Origin of the sequence: Streptomyces sp. NPDC017936 (assembly GCF_044328485.1) — a bacterium.
Taxonomy (GTDB): domain Bacteria; phylum Actinomycetota; class Actinomycetes; order Streptomycetales; family Streptomycetaceae; genus Streptomyces.
On sequence record NZ_JBIRHK010000008.1, the window covers coordinates 35,804 to 51,659 of the forward strand.

Consider the following 15,856-nt stretch of genomic DNA (forward strand, 5'->3'; position numbering starts at 1 on the left):
CGTCGCGTCGCCCGCGCCAGGACGGGACGGTCCCGTCCTCCCCTCGCCGCCCGGACGGGACGACACCGTCCCCTCACCACCGCCGGAACGGGACGGCGCCGTCCCCCCGCTCCCGCCGGAACGAGTCGGCACCGTCCCCCGACTCGCACCGGAACGGCACGGCACCGTCGCGTCGTGCGCCATGAGGAACGCCTCCACCGCCGTCCCCCACCCGAAGCACTCCGCACGAGCGCGCGCCCCTTCGCGCCGCTCCCCCTCCGGCCGTTCCAAGAGCGTCTCCACCGCGTCGGCGAAGGCCTCCCCGCTGTCGGCCGCGACGGCCCCCGCGGCCCCGATCACCTCGGGCAGCGCGGACGAGGAGCTCACCACCACCGGCGTCCCGCACGCCATCGCCTCGAGCGCGGCCAGCCCGAACGTCTCCGCGGGCCCTGGTGCCAGACACACGTCCGCGGACGCCTGCAGCGCGCCGAGAACCCCTCGGTCGGAGACGTGCCCCAGGAAGGTGACCGGCAGCCCGCGCCCCCGCGCCCGCTGTTCCAGCCGTCCCCTCAGCGGTCCGTCCCCGGCCACGACCAGCACGGCGCGCGTGCCGCGCCGCACCAGTGCCTCCACCGCGTCCAGCGCCGTACCGGGACGCTTCTCGACGGACAGCCGGGTGCAGGTGACGAGCAGCGCCTCGTCCGCGCGCGCGTACCGGGCCCGCAGCCCGGCGTCCCGCAACGCGGGACGCCGTTCGACCAGGTCGACGCCGAGCGGCGCCCGCACCACGTTCCGCGCGCCGATCCGCACGAACTCCCGCTCGGCGAACCCGGTGGTGCACACCACGCGCGCGTAGGTGTGCGCCGTACGGACGTTGAGCGCGTCGGCGGCCCGGCGCGCCGCTCCTTCCGGCACGCCCCAGGTGCGCAGCACGCCGTCGGCCGTCTCGTGGGAGACCATCACGGCGGGCACCCGGGCCCGTCGCGCCCACTTGCCGGTCCACCGCAGCGTGGTGCGGTCGGAGACCTCGAGGCGGTCGGGCGCGAGGTCCTCCAGCAGGCGGGCGACGCGCCGCTTGTCGGTGAGGACGCGGTAGCCGCCGGTGCCGGGCAGCGACGGCCCGGGCAGGGTGATCACCCGGCCCTGCTCGGTCTCGCGGTCGCTCGCCCGCCCGCCGGGCACGATCAGGACCGCGTCGTGGCCGGCGGCGCGGTACCCCCTGCCCAGCTCGCGCAGTGCCGTGCGCAGCCCGCCCGAGGCGGGGGCGACGAAGTTGGCGAGCCGGACGATCCGCAGCGGTCCGCCGGATCGCGCGCTCATGCCGCCACCAGCGGACGGCGCGCGGCGAGCACGTCCGTGTAGTGGCCGATCAGCTGGTCGCCGACGGCGGCCCAGGTGCGCCCCTCCACCGTGGCCCGGCCGGCGGCCCCGTAGGCGCTGCGCAGCGCGGGGTCGGCGACGAGGGCGCGCACGGCGTCGCGCACGGCGTCGGCGTCGCGCGGCGGGACGAGCAGCCCGGTGCGCCCGTGGGCGACCAGGTCCAGCGGTCCGCCCGCGGCGGGCGCGACGACCGGCACACCGCCGGCCATGGCTTCCTGCACGGTCTGGCAGAACGTCTCGAAGGGGCCGGTGTGCGCGAAGACGTCCAGCGAGGCGACGATGCGGGCGAGGTCGTCGCCGGTGCGCCGCCCCAGGAAGACCGCGCCGGGCAGTGCCGCGGCGAGCCCCGGCCGGCTGGGCCCGTCGCCCACGACCACGACCCGCACGCCCTCCAGGCCGCACACCCCGGCCAGCAGCTCGACCTGCTTCTCGGGAGCGAGCCGCCCGACGTAGCCGACGATCACCTCGCCGTTCGGGGCGAGGGCGCGGCGCAGGGCCTCGTCGTGGCGGTCGGGGCGGAAGCGGACGGTGTCCACGCCGCGCGCCCACAGCCTGACCCGGGGGACGCCGTGCGTCTCCAGGTCGTGCAGGGCCGCGCTGGAGGGGGCGAGGGTGAGGTCGGCGGCGGCGTGCACGGACCGTATCCGCCGCCAGGCCGCGGTCTCGCCGGCGCCCACGTAGGTGCGGGCGTATCCGGCCAGGTCGGTCTGGTAGACGGCGACGGCGGGGATGCCGAGCCGGGCGGCGGCCGCCATGCCGCGGACGCCGAGGACGAAGGGGCCGGCCAGGTGGACCACGTCGGCCCGGTGGGCGGCGAGGGCCGCGGCGACGCGTCGGCTGGGGAGGGCGACGCGGACCTGGGGGTAGCCCGGGAGCGGGAGGGAGGGGACACGGACGACGGGGCACGGCGCCTGGGCGTCCGGCCCACCGCCGGCCGCGGTGGCTGGCGCGACGACGAGCGGGAGGTGACCGCGGTCCACCAGGTGTCGTGCGGTCTGGAGCGCGCAGTGGGCCACGCCGTTCACGTCGGGGGGAAAGGACTCGGTCACGATGACGACACGCATACCGGTGTTGTCGCCGCGCTGGACGTGGCCGCGTCAAAGTGGATCTGTCCGGACGAGGAACGTCCCATGAGCGATGGGCTGCGCACCCCCGCGGGTCGGACGGCGTCCACCTCCGTCCGGCCCGCGGGTCGTCCTGCGTTCACCCGGCGGACGAGCCTGTGCCCGGGTGATCACCTCGTGGCAGCGTCCGAGGCGTCGCCGGCTCCCGCGGTCCCGATGCGGCTGCGCACGGCCGTCTGGACCTCCGCCTCCTCGGCCGGGTCGGCGGCGAGCCGGCGCAGCCGTTCGACGACGCGGGCGTCACCGGTCTCGGCGTGCCGGGCGGCGATCTCGCGGGTGGCCTCCTCGCAGTCCCACAGGCACTCGACGGCGAAGCCGGTGGCGAAGGAGGGGTCGGTGGCGGCGAGTGCGCGGGCGCAGCGTCCGCGCAGGTGGGACGAGGCGGTCTCGCGGTAGATGTGACGCAGGACGGGTGCCGCGCAGACGATGCCGAGGCGTCCGGCGCCGTCGACCAGGGTCCACAGGGTCGGCGCGTCGCAGCCTTCGCCGCGTACGGCTTCGCGCAGGGCGTTGAGCACCAGGTCGCTGTCGCGGGTGCCGCCCCGGCAGGCGAGCATGCGGCCCGCGGCGGCTCCGAGGGCGTCGGGCCGGCGGGCCCAGCCGCGGGCGCGGTCGACGGCGGCGACGCCGCACATGCGCTCGAAGGCGTCGACGGCGGCCTCCACGACGGCCGCGGAGCCGGTGGCCACGGCCTGTTCGACCAGGTCGAAGACGTCGGGGTCGTTGTGGTCGGCGAGGTAGCGCAGGGCCGTGCACCGGGCTCCCTCGGTGCCGTCCTCGGCCGCCCGCACGATCTGCGGCCGGTCCTCGGGCCCGGCCACGGCGGTGAGGCAGCGGGCGGCGGGGACATGGAGCGCGGCGCCTCGTTCGACGCCCTGCTGGGCCCACTCGAAGACGGCCTGCACGCTCCAGCCGGGGCGGGGACCGGTGGGACTCATCTGCCGTTGCCAGCGGTCGAAGCAGCCGGCTTCCTGGGCGGCACGCACGCGGGTGGAGACGTACTCGCGGGGATCCTCGGCCCACAGCCGCCAGGGCCGTGGCTCGAACGCGTCCCGCACGGCGACGGCCAGCTCGGTCTCGCCCTCGGCGTCGGTGGCGAACCGCGCCAGCACGGGCGCGGCCAGGGCGCGCAGGCCGGCGTCGTCGTCCCGCAGGGCGAGCTCGTCGAGGGCCCAGGCCCAGTTGGAGCCCGAGGCCGCGTACCTGCGCAGCAGCTCGAGCGCGTCCCGCCTGCCGTAGGAGGCGAGGTGGCCCAGGACGGCCAGGGCCAGGCCCGTGCGGGACTCGTCGGTGTCGAAGGCGTCCTCGACGTCGAAGAGGTGCGCCTCGATCTCGTCCAGCTCGCCGTGCAGGTCGAGGTAGAGGCGGGCGTAGTAGAGGGAGCGGTTCTCCACCTGCCAGTCGTGGCGGGGGTCGCGCAGCACACAGTGGTTCAGCGCCGCGAGCGCCTCGGGACGGGGGGCGGTGAGCGCGTGCAGTGTGCCGTCGCCACGGCCCCGCTGGAGCAGGCCGAGCAGCGTACCGCTGGGCGCTATGACCGGATCGAACATGGGAAACAGCCTCACATCAAGCGTCGACGCAACCGGGGAACACGCACTACCTGGCCGCGTGACAACACGTCGGGACGCCCGCCGTCTCTTGCTTGTTGTAGACCATCTTCCTCTGCCTCTCGTCGGTGGCCCATGCGGACCGCATCACGGCCCGCGCGGTGCGGCAACACCTGCCCAGCCCTCGCGTCCGTGAATCACGACGTCATGATGACCCGGCTGTTCTGCCTGCCGCGACCGAAATTTCCGGCGGCCCCGTCCCGCCTCCCCCGTGGTCGTCGTCCTGTCTGCCCGGAATCCCCGTCTCAGCTGCTCAGGACCGTCGGCGTCACTGCTCGCCGAACAGTTCCAGCAGCTCCGTCCTGTCGAACATGCGGGCCGTGTCGACGGCCGAGGGGGTGCCGGCGGCCGGGTCGGCGCCGGCCTCCAGGAGGGCCTTGACGACCTCCGTCTCCCCCTTGAAGGCCGCCCCGGCGAGCGGCGTCTGGCCTCGGTCGTTGACGCGGTCGGCGTCGGCGCCGCGGGCCAGCAGGGCCCGGACCGCCTCGGCGTGGCCGTGGTAGGCGGCGAGCATCACCAGGCAGTCGCCGCGGTCGTTGGTGAGGTTGGCCGGAACGCCCGCGTCGACGTACGCCACGAGCGTCTCGGTCTGTCCCCGGCGGGCCAGATCGAAGATCTTGGTCGCCAGCTCCACGACCTCGGGGTCGGGGGCTTCGCTCATCGGCGGGACCGCCTCTCGTTGCAGCCGTTCAGGTGAATCGCCAGGGTACTGGCTCGCCCGGCACATGGCGGGACCCGTCGGCGGCAAAGATCACCACCAGACCCGTTCGACGCGACTCCCCTGCTCAGGCGAGGTCTCATGACTTCCGCCACCCGGGCGAAAACACCCGCATTTCACCCATTTGCACCTTTAATCGTATAGATACATGCTGTGATCCTGGAAGTACTCATGGTGACTGTCCCCCCGAACCAGGAGAACTCACATGATCCTGTCCATGTCAGGCGTGGTCCTGCTCGGCATCATCGTCTTCCTCTTCTTCCGCAAGGACGGGCTGAAGGGGTCGCACGCCTGCATCTGCGCCCTGTTCGGCTTCTACCTGGCCAGTACGGCCATCGCCCCGAGCATCAAGGCCGGGGGCGAGAGCCTGGCGAGCCTCCTCGGCGGCATCAAGTTCTGACGCCGCCCGTCCCGCCGTCCGTCCCACCCGTACGCACCTCCTGGAGGCAGCAGTGGCCCGGCGCCCCCTCCCCCGCATCCTGAGCACAGGCAGCGCGCACCTCGCCCGGAGCCGGGAGCTGGCCCGGACGGCGGCCGACAGCGCCACCGACATCCTCCACCCGCTGATCACGATCGCCCGCGGTCTGCGCCGGCTGGCCTCCGCCGGGCGGCGCAGATGGGCCGGGACCCCCAAGGACAAGCGCGGACCGCTGCTGTTCCTGGCGGCCACGGTGGTCCTGGTCGTGGGCCTCGTGCCGTACGGACCGCTGCTCGCCGTCACCGCCGTGATGGCGGCGGCGGCCTGGCAGGGCCGGGACCGCACCCCACCGGCTCCCGAAGGCCCGGACGAGTCGCAGACCCAGCGGCTCCAGGCGATGTACGAGGCCCTGGTCCCGTACTTCTCGACGGCGGAGGACCCTTCTCCCCTCTACGCCCACGGCGGGGAGTGGGAGAAGGCCTTCCCGTCGCACGACTTCGACGGCTCCGGCCGCATCACGCACCTCGAGATCCGCTACCCCGCGTACTTCCCGGACGGCGAGGCCGACGCACGCGCGCGTGTCGAGCACCTGCTCACGGCCAAGTCCGGCCGCGGCCGCGAGTACTCCTTCGCATGGGACGAGGAGGGCAACACCCTCACCCTGACGGTCCTCGCCCCGCTCCCCACCGACATCGCCGCCCAGCGCTTCGTGACCGCGCCCGGCGAGACGGTCCTGGGGTTCACCGACCCCTCCCGGGTCCCGCGCACGCTCCCCCTCTCCTTCGGCGCGGAACAGCGCGACGTCCCGCCGGTCGTCTGGCGCACCGGCGTCCGCTCCACCGAGCCGCACCTGCTGGCGGTCGGCCAGCCCGGCAGCGGTACCTCGACCCTGCTCCGCTCCCTCGCCCTCCAGGCCCTCCGGTACGGCGACATCCTCGTCGTCGACGGCGGCGCCACCGGCGAGTACGCCTGCCTGACCGGCCGGGACGGCGTCCTGGGCGTCGAGGTCGGGCTGGCCGGAGCGCTGGCCGGACTGGAGTGGGCGGCGCAGGAGACCGAGCGCCGGCTCATCGCCGCGAACCAGGCCCGCCAGGCGGGCGACGCGCCCCCCGACGACACCAGGCGCCCCCTGTGGATCCTGCTCGACCGGCCCACCGCGTTCAGCCACCTCGCCGAGGCGGAGGGCCGCAAGGATCCGCAGGCCTTCCTCCAGGTCCCCCTCCGGCACGGTCGCGCGGCCCACGTCACGGTCGTCGTGGCCGAGCAGTTCGACGGCCTCGACGCCCTGAGCGACGCCGTACGGCAGCACACGCGCGCGCGTGTCGTCCTCGGGCCCGCGTCGGCGCGGCAGCTGGAGACGCTCCTGGGCGCCCGCCCGCACACCGCTCCCGTGGACCACGTCCCGCCGGGGCGCGGCTACGCCCGCCTGGGCACCGGGCCGGTGCACCGGCTCCAGGTGCCGGCGACCCCCGATCCGTACGACGACGCGACCAGCGCCGCGCACCGGCAGGCGGTGCTGGACCTGCTGCCGCCGCGGACGACCCCGGCGGACGGCGAGACGGTGCCGGTGCCGGCCGAGGCCCTGGCCGCGGAGAGCTCGCTCATGACCGACTGACACGGACCGGCGCGGGCGGGTGCCCCCCACACCCGCCCGCGCCCCTACGCGACGAACGTACGGGGACCCTCCGCCCCCATGGTCCCGCCGCTCTCCACGATCCGCGCCGCCGCGGCCAGCCGCACCGCCGCCTCCTCCGCGACCGCGCCGCCCACGGTGAACGGCAGCCGCACGTACCCCTCGAAGGCGCCGTCCACGCCGAACCGCGGCCCGGAGGGGACCCGGACGCCCACCCGCTCCCCCGCCTCGGCGAGCCGCGACCCCGACAGCCCCCCGGCCCGGACCCACAGCGTCAGGCCGCCCTTCGGCACGGCGAACTCCCACTCGGGCAGTTCCCGGCGCACCGCGGCGACCAGCGCGTCCCGGTTCTCCCGGGCCTGACCGCGCCGCAGTTCCACGGCCTGCTCCCAGCCACCCGTGCTGAACAGCCAGTTCACCGCCAGTTGCTCGAGCACGGGGGTGCCCAGGTCGGCGTAGGCCCGCGCGGCGACCAGGCTGCGGATGACGTCCGGAGCCGCCCGGACCCAGCCGATGCGCATCCCGGCCCAGAACGCCTTGCTCGCCGAGCCCACGGTGATCACCGTGGACCCGGCGGGGTCGAAGCCGCACACCGGCCGCGGCATGGCGACGTCCTCGTCGAGCCACAGCGCGCTCATCGTCTCGTCCGCGACGAGCACGGTCCCGGCCGACCGGGCCGCCTCGACCAGCCGGCGCCGCTGGTCCTCGTCGGCGAGCGCGCCGGTCGGGTTGTGGAAGTCGGCGACGACATAGGCGATCCGCGGCGCGGCCTCCCGCAGCACCTGACGCCAGCGGTCCATGTCCCAGCCGGCCAGGCCCTCGGCCATGGCGACGGGCACCAGCCGGGCGCCCGCCTCGCGCATCAGCTGGAGGATGTTGGCGTAGGACGGCGACTCGACGGCGATGCGCTCGCCCCGCCCGCCGAAGAGATGACAGATGGCGTCCATGGCGCCCATCGCGCCCGTCGTCACCATGATCTGCTCGGGCATCGTCGGAATCCCGCGCGCGGTGTACCGCTCGGCGATCATCGCGCGCAGGGCGGGCAGGCCCGCCGGGTAGTCGCCGTGCGTGTGGGCGTACGGCGGCAGTTCCTCCAGCGCGCCCCGCACGGCACGGGTGAGCCAGGGCTCGGGCGCCGGCAGCGCCGCGCACCCGAGGTCGATCATCGAGCCGAGGGCCTCGGGCGGCAGGGGTTCCAGACCACGCGCGGGAAGCGGGTTCCCGGCCGGAACGGCCGTCCAGCTGCCGGCGCCCCGCCGGGACTCGAGGAAGCCCTCCGTGCGCAGCGCCTCGTAGGCGGCGGCGACGGTCGTACGGCTCACGGAGAGGGCCAGCGCCAGTTCCCGCTCGGCGGGCAGCCGGGCGGCCACCGGAACACGCCCCTCCAGAACGAGCAGGCGGATGCCGTCGGCGAGCGCGCGGTAGGCGGGCGGACGGCGCGTCCCGGGGCCCGCGGGACGGTCCTGCTGGGAGGTGAGGAGCCGCGCGAGCTGTGCGGCCCCCACCGCGGAGGTCCACTGCGCCATGATTACCAGTCCACCTTCCCCGAATTGGCCATGGATGACGTTCGCTTCCAAGCCACAGGGTGTCATGCGTCAGGCCACTACCACCACCGGGGGACCTCTTGCCCACCACAGGACATCTCGTACGACGACTCGTCCGGCTCTACTGCGGACTCGCGCTCTACGGCGCCAGCTCGGCCCTGCTCGTCGAGGCGGGCCTCGGCCTGGAGCCGTGGAACGTGCTCCACCAGGGCCTCGCCGAACGCACCGGCCTGACGATCGGCGTCGTGTCGATCGTCGTGGGTGCGGCGGTGCTGCTCCTGTGGATCCCGCTGCGCCAGCGCCCGGGCCTCGGCACGGTCTCCAACGTCTTCGTCGTCGGCATCGCGATGGACGGCGCCCTCGCCCTGGTGCCCGAGGCGCACTCCCTGGCGGTACGCGTTCCCCTGCTGCTGGCCGGCGTCGTCCTGAACGGAGCGGCCACCGGCCTTTACATAGCGGCCGGTTTCGGTCCGGGGCCGCGCGACGGACTGATGACGGGGCTGCACCGGCGCACGGGCCGCTCGATCCGTCTGATGCGCACGGCCGTCGAAGTGGCGGTCGTGGTGACCGGATTCGCCCTCGGCGGCACCATCGGCGTCGGCACGCTGCTGTACGCGGTGTCGATCGGGCCGCTCGCCCAGGTGTTCCTGCGGGTGTTCGCCGTTCCGGCGGCATCCGACGGCAGCACGGTCGTTTCCTCCGGGTCACCCCGGGGGGCGATACTTCGTCCGTGACCACCCTCGTACGCCACCCGTACCTCGACCATCCGGGGCCCATCCCGTTCGCGCACCGCGGCGGGACCGCGGACGGCCTGGAGAACACCGTGGCGCAGTTCCGGCGTGCGGTGGACCTGGGTTACCGCTACCTCGAGACCGACGTGCACGCCACGCGGGACGGCAAGCTCGTCGCCTTCCACGACGCGACGCTGGACCGGGTGTCCGACGGCGCGGGCCGTATCGCCGACCTGCCCTGGGCGGACGTACGGCACGCGCGCGTGGGCGGCAGGGAACCGGTCCCGCTCCTCGAGGAACTGCTGGAGACCTTCCCCGGGGTCCGCTGGAACATCGACGTCAAGGCCGAGCCGGCCCTGCACCCCCTGCTGAACCTGATCGCGCGCACGGGTGCGTGGGACCGCGTCTGCGTCGGTTCCTTCTCCGAGGCCCGCGTCCTGCGCGCCCAGCGGCTGGCCGGCCCGCGGCTGGCGACGTCGTACGGCACCCGCGGTGTGCTCAACCTGCGGCTGCGCTCCTGGGGCGTGCCCGCGGCGCTGCGCCGGTCGGCGGTCGCCGCGCAGGTGCCCGAGGCCCAGTCCGGCATCCAGGTGGTGGACCGCCGTTTCGTCCGCGCCGCCCACGCGCGCGGGTTGCAGGTGCACGTGTGGACGATCAACGAGGCGGATCGGATGCACCGGCTCCTGGACCTGGGGGTCGATGGCATCATGACCGATCACATCGACACGCTGCGCGAGGTCATGGAGGACCGGGGCGTCTGGGTCTGACCCCCGTCGCCACGGCCGCCCCGTTCACCGACGCGCGGCGGCTCCGGCGGGGAAGCGAGGGCACGGGTGGGCACCGACACCGTGCGGACGGAGGCGTCCGACGACGCCGCGGGACGGCGGCGCGAACAGCGCGGCTGGTACTTCTACGACTGGGCGTGCTCCGTCTACTCGACGAGCGTGCTCACCGTGTTCCTCGGGCCGTACCTGACGTCGGTCGCCGAGGAGGCCGCGGACGCCGGCGGGTACGTGCACCCCCTGGGCGTTCCGGTCCGCGCCGGCTCCTTCTTCCCGTACTCGGTGTCCCTGTCGGTGATCGTGGCCGTGCTGGTCATGCCCCTGGTGGGCGCGGCCGCCGACCGCACCGGCCGCAAGAAGCCCCTCCTGGGAGCGGCCGCCTACGTGGGCGCCGCGGCCACCACGGGCATGTTCTTCCTCTCCGGCGACCGCTATCTGCTGGGCGGTGCGCTGCTCGTCGTCGCGAACGCGGCCCAGTCCGTGGCGATGATGCTCTACAACTCCTACCTGCCGCAGATCGCCCCGCCCGAGGAGCGCGACGCGGTCTCCTCGCGCGGGTGGGCCTTCGGATACGCGGCGGGCTCCCTGGTCCTGGTCGTGAACCTGGTCCTGTACCTCGCCCACGACTCCTTCGGCGTCTCGGAGTCGACGGCCGTCCGCATCTGCCTGGCCTCGGCGGGCCTGTGGTGGGGCGGCTTCGCCCTCGTCCCGCTGTTCAGACTGCGCGACCGCCCGTCACCCGTCCGCGAGACGACCGCACCGGGCCTGCGCCGACTCGCGGCGACGGTCCGCGACATGCGCCGCCACCCCCTCACCCTCGGCTTCCTCCTGGCGTACCTCCTGTACAACGACGGCATCCAGACGGTGATCTCCCAGGCCTCGGTCTACGGCTCCGAGGAGCTCGGCCTCGGACAGTCCACCCTCATCGGCGCCGTGCTGCTGGTCCAGGTGCTCGCGGTGGCCGGCGCGCTGACGATGGGACGCCTGGCCCGCAGGTACGGCGCCCAGCGCACGATCCTCGGCTCGCTGGCGGCGTGGACGCTCACCCTGGTCGCCGGGTACTTCCTGCCGGCCGGGGCGCCGGTCGGCTTCTTCCTGCTGGCGGCGGCGATCGGCATGGTGCTGGGCGGCAGCCAGGCGCTGTCCCGCTCCCTCTTCTCCCACCTCGTCCCACCGGGCAAGGAGGCCGAGTACTTCGCCGCGTACGAGGTGAGCGACCGCGGCATGAGCTGGCTCGGGCCGCTGCTGTTCGGCCTCACCTACCAGCTGACCGGAAGTTACCGGGACGCGATCATCTCGCTGGTGGCCTTCTTCGTCGTCGGCTTCGTGCTGCTCGCGCGGGTCCCGGTGCGGCGGGCGATCGGGGACGCGGGGAACCCGGTGCCGGAAAGGATTTAGCGCTCTTGACGAAAGGGCGGTAGTGTACGCGTTTGGCCTGCCAGGCGTACCGTTACTGCGCGTCAAAGATGCCGAAACGCTGGGTGACATCTCCTTGCAGAGGTGACAAACCGGGCGCCGGTGGGTACTGCACTGGTTGACAAGGCTGCGGCTACGACGGCGACACATGACCCGGAACGGGACTCGGAACGGGAATCTTTACCGCCGACCGGACGTTGACCGGATGACGACGACAGCGACACCTGTCCTGTGGGCGACAAGCCCGGGAGGCACGATTCATGAGTGAGCGAGCTCTTCGCGGCACGCGCCTCGTGGTGACCAGCTACGAGACGGACCGCGGCATCGACCTGGCCCCGCGCCAGGCCGTGGAGTACGCATGCGAGAAGGGGCACCGCTTCGAGATGCCCTTCTCGGTCGAGGCGGAGATCCCGCCGGAGTGGGAGTGCAAGGTCTGCGGGGCCCAGGCACTCCTCGTGGACGGCGACGGCCCTGAGGAGAAGAAGGCCAAGCCTGCGCGTACGCACTGGGACATGCTGATGGAGCGGCGGACCCGCGAGGAACTCGAAGAGGTTCTCGAGGAGCGGCTGGCCGTGCTGCGGTCCGGGGCGATGAACCTTGCGGTGCATCCCCGCGACAGCCGCAAGAGCGCGTAGCGGGAGAGACCGCACCACAGCACACGCACCCGACCGCGGGCGCCGTACGTGAGACTCACGTACGGCGCCGCCCGCGGTCGTTGTCCGTGCCGCCCGTGCACGGAGGCGCCCCCGGGGCACCTCCCGTCCTCCGGCGCCGGGCGGTCCGAGCCGTCCCCGCCGGCGCCGGAGAGCAGGGGATCAGCGGGTCAACGGCGGGCGCGGCTCCTGCGCCGCTCCGCTCCCGCGTTCCCCGTCCCTGATCACCTCGCCCTGCACCACCTTGCCGTCGGGGCGGTGCATCCGCGCCCGCTGGAAGGCGTCGCCCAGGGAACCCGGTGTCGCCTCGCGCAGCCTGCGGCCGACCGTGCGCTCGGCACGGCGGCCGACGGCCTTCTGGACCGGCGGGAGCAGCAGGAGCAGGCCCAGCGCGTCGGAGACCAGGCCCGGGATCATCAGCAGCAGGCCGCCGAGCATCATCAGGCCGTTGCCACCGCCCCGGGACGGGGGCGTGCCGCGCTGGAGCGACTCGTTGAGGTTCTGGAAAGCGCGCCGGCCGGCCCGCTTGACGACCACCGAGCCGAGGACGACCCCGGCGAGCAGCAGCAGGAAGACGGCGAACCCACCGGCCGCGCCCGCGACCACGGTCAGCAGCCAGATCTCCAGCACCAGCCACACGGCGAGGCTCAGCGGCAGGTACGTCCGCACGCGGGAGCGCCGGGGCCGGGCGGGGAAGGTGGGGGTCGTAGCGCCTGTCGTCATGCGTCCAGTGTGCCCGGAGCGGGCTCAGAGCGGCATAAGAGGACGATCAGCCGTTGCCCTGCGACTCCCGCGGCGGTTCCGGAGCCGACGGCGGCTCCGACGGCGCGGAACCCGACGACGGCTCCGACGGCGCGCGCTTCGCCGACGCCGGTGCCACGGCTCGCGGTGGTTCCGTCCCGGTCCCCTTGCCCGCGATCTTGCCGACCCGCTCCCCCACGCCCCAGGCCGTGACCCGCCACAGGGCCTCGACGAGGATGTCGCGGCTCATCTTGGAGTCGCCGTGTTCGCGCTCGACGAAGGTGATGGGCACCTCGACGACGTGGAAGCCGGCCTTGACCGCGCGGCGGGCGAGGTCGACCTGGAAGCAGTACCCCTGGGAGGCGACCTCGTCGAGGCCGAGGCCCTCCAGCGTCTCGCGGCGGAAGGCGCGGTAGCCGCCGGTGATGTCCCGCAGGGGCAGGTCGAGGGCGAGACGGGAGTAGAGGCTGCCGCCGCGGGAGATGAACTCGCGGGACCGGGGCCAGTTCACGACGCGGCCGCCCGGCACCCAGCGCGAGCCGAGGACGAGGTCGGCGCCCTTGAGGGCGGTGAGCAGCCGGGGCAGTTCCTCGGGCTGGTGGGAGCCGTCGGCGTCCATCTCGATCAGCACGCCGTAGCCGTTGTCGAGGCCCCAGCGGAAGCCGGCGAGGTAGGCGGCGCCGAGCCCCTCCTTGCCCTTGCGGTGCAGCACCTGGACGTGGTCGTCCTCGGCGGCCAGTTCGTCGGCCAGCTTTCCGGTGCCGTCGGGGCTGTTGTCGTCGGCCACCAGCACGTGGGCCTCCGGGACAGCCGTGCGCACCCGGCCGACGATGGTCTTGATGTTCTCCGCCTCGTTGTAGGTCGGGATGATCACCAAGGCCTTGCCGAGCGGACCGAACTGCCTCCCGCGGTCCTGTGCCGCGCGGGTCGCGTCGCCGTCGTTCACTACTGCCCCTTCATGTCCGTACGCAGGGGACCACCATAGTGGCCGCCGTCTGCACCGACGTGACGGGACGTTCCCATGGTGGGTGTCATTGCCGGGAAAGCGGGGTATGGGTCCACTTTTTCGGCCTGTGCGTCCGAGGCTACTGCGTACGGGTGTGCCGGCGGCTCCGCCCATGGGGGCCCGGCGCCCTTCGGACCGACCTGGGAACCGCTGGCTGCGGATCGACCCAAAGCCGTTGTCTACTGAGCGCCCGGGCCCCACCCGGGTCACACCCCCCGCCGCGGCGCCGGCGCTGAACCTGGCTCCTGGTGGCGGTGCGCCGGCGCGGCGGACCGTCCCTGATCCAGCGGCGCCCCGGCGCATGCGTGGACGTCCCCGGCGGGGAGTCCGGTGGTGGACTCGGCCGAACCTACCGGCCCCCGCCGTGCGCGCCGGGCACCGGACGGCGGGCGGACGGGTGATCCTCCGCCCGCCGCCCGGGCGGGTCACTCGCCCGGCCGTACGTACACCGTCCGTCCGCCGACCACCGTGCGCAGGCATACGGGCAGGTCGGTGCCCGGGGACAGGTCGGGCAGCCCCGGGGTGCCGGAGCGGGGGTCGGTGGACCAGCGGGCGACCCGGTCGTCGGGGGCCTGGACGACCAGTTCGTCCGTGCGCCACACCGCGTAGTCCGCCGGCGCGCCCGGCACGAGGACGCCCGCGTCGTCGCGTCCGGCCGCCCGCCAGCCGCCGCGGGTGTGGGCGGTGAACGCGGCACGGACCGAGACCCGGTGCTCGGGGGTGCGGTGGAAGGCGGCGGCGCGGACCGTGCCCCACGGGTCGAGGGGCGTGACGGGGCTGTCGGAACCGAAGGCGAGCGGGACGCCCGCCCGCAACAGGGCCGCGAAGGGGTTCAGGGTGCGGGCCCGTTCGGCGCCGAGGCGCTGGGCGTACATGCCGTCCTCGCCGCCCCACAGGGCGTCGAAGGCCGGCTGGACGGAGGCGGTCAGGCCGAGCTCGGCGAAGGCGGCGATCGTCTCGGGGGCGAGCATCTCGGCGTGCTCGACGCGGTGGCGTCCGGCGCGGACGCGGGCGAGCCCGATCTTCTCGGCGGCGGCGCGCGCGCCGTCGACCACGGCGGTGACGGCGGCGTCGCCGATGGCGTGGAAGCCCGCCTGGAGGCCGGCCTCGGCGCAGGCCACGACATGGGCGGCGACGTCGTCGGCGCTCAGGTAGGCGGTGCCGGTGTGGTCCGCGTCGGTGTAGGGCGTGTGCAGGCAGGCGGTGTGGGAGCCGAGGGCGCCGTCGACGAAGAGGTCCCCGGCCGCGCCCAGCGCGCCCAGGTCCCGCGCCTTCGCGACGTCCTGCTCGGCCCAGTAGCCGACGACCCGCGGCCCCGTCTCCTCGGCGGCGAGCCGCAGCAGGCTGGTGAAGTCGTCCTCGGAGGAGATCTCCGGGCCGCCGCACTCGTGGACCGAGCCGATGCCGAGGGAGGCGGCGTGCGCCAGGGCGGTGCGCTGGGCCTCCGCGCGCTGCTCGGCCGTCACGGCCGCGAACGCGGCGGCGCGCACGGTGTGGTGGGCGTCGGCGGTGAGCGGGCCGTCCGGGCGGGCGTTTGCCGCGCCGAGCCCGGGCGTGAGGTCGAGCAGGGCCGTGGTGACGACCGCCGAGTGGACGTCGATGCGGGAGAGGTAGAGGGGACGGCCGCCGGTGGCCTCGTCCAGCTCCGCACGCGTCGGGGGGCGGCCGCCGGGCCAGCGGGAGGCGTCCCAGCCGTGGCCGAGCAGCACCTCGTCCCGCGGCCGGGCGGCGGCGAACTCCCGCACCCGGTCGAGGGCCGCCTCCAGGGAGGGCGCGGCGGAGAGGTCGAGACCGGTCAGGGCGAGACCCGTGGAGGTGGTGTGGACGTGCGCGTCGGTGAAGGCGGGGGTGACCAGGGCGCCGTCCAGGTCGACCACCTCGTCGACACCGTCCGCGAAGGCGTCGGCCGCGCCCTCGGAGCCGACCCAGGCGACCTGGCCGCGTTCGACGACCATCGCGGTCGCGAACGGGTCGGCGGGGCTGTGGACCTCTCCTCGGCGGAGCAGGACGGTCTTCGGCTCGGGGGTGCGCTCACTCATGGGAACAGTTTCGCGCCTCACCGGAGCGTTCCGGCACACGGACCCCTCGCGCCGCGTCGGTCCGGCGTCCGCAGGACCCCGCTGC

General features: G+C 74.4%; 13 protein-coding genes and 1 pseudogene. 6 read left to right on the forward strand and 8 right to left on the reverse strand.

What is annotated here, in order from left to right; all coding sequences use genetic code 11:
• Window positions 1-144: 144 nt before the first annotated feature.
• From ACH4F6_RS17970 to ACH4F6_RS17985, 4 genes and pseudogenes are all read right to left on the reverse strand, one after another.
• Window positions 145-1,299, reverse strand: a pseudogene (locus tag ACH4F6_RS17970) (glycosyltransferase); the annotation flags it as partial.
• Window positions 1,296-2,423 (reverse strand): glycosyltransferase family 4 protein, encoded by a 1,128-nt coding sequence (locus ACH4F6_RS17975; RefSeq protein ID WP_397961165.1) that lies wholly within the window; start codon window positions 2,421-2,423, stop codon window positions 1,296-1,298. The pseudogene ACH4F6_RS17970 and the gene ACH4F6_RS17975, both read right to left, overlap by 4 nt.
• 170 nt (window positions 2,424-2,593) lie before the next feature.
• Complete coding sequence (locus ACH4F6_RS17980; RefSeq protein ID WP_397961166.1) at window positions 2,594-4,033, reverse strand: HEAT repeat domain-containing protein; 1,440 nt, start codon at window positions 4,031-4,033, stop codon at window positions 2,594-2,596.
• A gap of 325 nt (window positions 4,034-4,358) precedes the next feature.
• On the reverse strand, window positions 4,359-4,751 hold the full coding sequence (locus ACH4F6_RS17985; protein WP_397961167.1) for an ankyrin repeat domain-containing protein: 393 nt from the start codon (window positions 4,749-4,751) through the stop codon (window positions 4,359-4,361).
• 262 nt (window positions 4,752-5,013) lie between these two features.
• Here ACH4F6_RS17985 and ACH4F6_RS17990 point away from each other — a divergent pair, with 262 nt between their 5' ends.
• On the forward strand, window positions 5,014-5,208 hold the full coding sequence (locus ACH4F6_RS17990; protein ID WP_365455240.1) for a hypothetical protein: 195 nt from the start codon (window positions 5,014-5,016) through the stop codon (window positions 5,206-5,208).
• 52 nt (window positions 5,209-5,260) lie between these two features.
• A complete protein-coding gene (locus ACH4F6_RS17995; protein WP_397961168.1) occupies window positions 5,261-6,841 on the forward strand; it encodes a hypothetical protein in 1,581 nt (526 codons plus the stop codon).
• Window positions 6,842-6,885: 44 nt separating this feature from the next.
• On the opposite strand, the gene ACH4F6_RS18000 is transcribed toward ACH4F6_RS17995, so the two are convergent.
• The gene (locus ACH4F6_RS18000; RefSeq protein ID WP_397961169.1) at window positions 6,886-8,385 is read right to left on the reverse strand and encodes a PLP-dependent aminotransferase family protein; all 1,500 of its coding nucleotides are present in this window, start codon (window positions 8,383-8,385) and stop codon (window positions 6,886-6,888) included.
• Window positions 8,386-8,483: 98 nt separating this feature from the next.
• On the opposite strand from ACH4F6_RS18000, the gene ACH4F6_RS18005 reads away from it, so the two are divergent.
• From ACH4F6_RS18005 to ACH4F6_RS18020, 4 genes are all read left to right on the forward strand, one after another.
• A complete protein-coding gene (locus tag ACH4F6_RS18005) occupies window positions 8,484-9,137 on the forward strand; it encodes a YitT family protein (protein WP_397961170.1) in 654 nt (217 codons plus the stop codon).
• Window positions 9,134-9,901: a glycerophosphodiester phosphodiesterase gene (locus tag ACH4F6_RS18010; RefSeq protein ID WP_397961171.1), complete on the forward strand. Its 768-nt coding sequence runs from the start codon at window positions 9,134-9,136 to the stop codon at window positions 9,899-9,901. Before ACH4F6_RS18005 ends, ACH4F6_RS18010 begins: the two co-directional genes overlap by 4 nt.
• A gap of 66 nt (window positions 9,902-9,967) precedes the next feature.
• The gene (locus ACH4F6_RS18015) at window positions 9,968-11,314 is read left to right on the forward strand and encodes an MFS transporter (protein WP_397961173.1); all 1,347 of its coding nucleotides are present in this window, start codon (window positions 9,968-9,970) and stop codon (window positions 11,312-11,314) included.
• A gap of 278 nt (window positions 11,315-11,592) precedes the next feature.
• Window positions 11,593-11,967 (forward strand): RNA polymerase-binding protein RbpA, encoded by a 375-nt coding sequence (locus ACH4F6_RS18020; RefSeq protein WP_010357981.1) that lies wholly within the window; start codon window positions 11,593-11,595, stop codon window positions 11,965-11,967.
• 180 nt (window positions 11,968-12,147) lie between these two features.
• Here ACH4F6_RS18020 and fxsA read toward each other — a convergent pair whose 3' ends face one another.
• From fxsA to ACH4F6_RS18035, 3 genes are all read right to left on the reverse strand, one after another.
• Entirely contained in the window at window positions 12,148-12,708 is a 561-nt protein-coding gene (gene fxsA, locus ACH4F6_RS18025; RefSeq protein WP_397961174.1) for an FxsA family membrane protein, read from the reverse strand.
• A gap of 46 nt (window positions 12,709-12,754) precedes the next feature.
• Window positions 12,755-13,672, reverse strand: a complete 918-nt coding sequence (locus tag ACH4F6_RS18030) for a polyprenol monophosphomannose synthase (RefSeq protein ID WP_397961175.1) — start codon at window positions 13,670-13,672, stop codon at window positions 12,755-12,757.
• Window positions 13,673-14,157: 485 nt separating this feature from the next.
• Window positions 14,158-15,771, reverse strand: coding sequence for an amidohydrolase (locus tag ACH4F6_RS18035; protein WP_397961176.1), 1,614 nt, complete (start codon window positions 15,769-15,771; stop codon window positions 14,158-14,160).
• Window positions 15,772-15,856 lie beyond the last annotated feature (85 nt).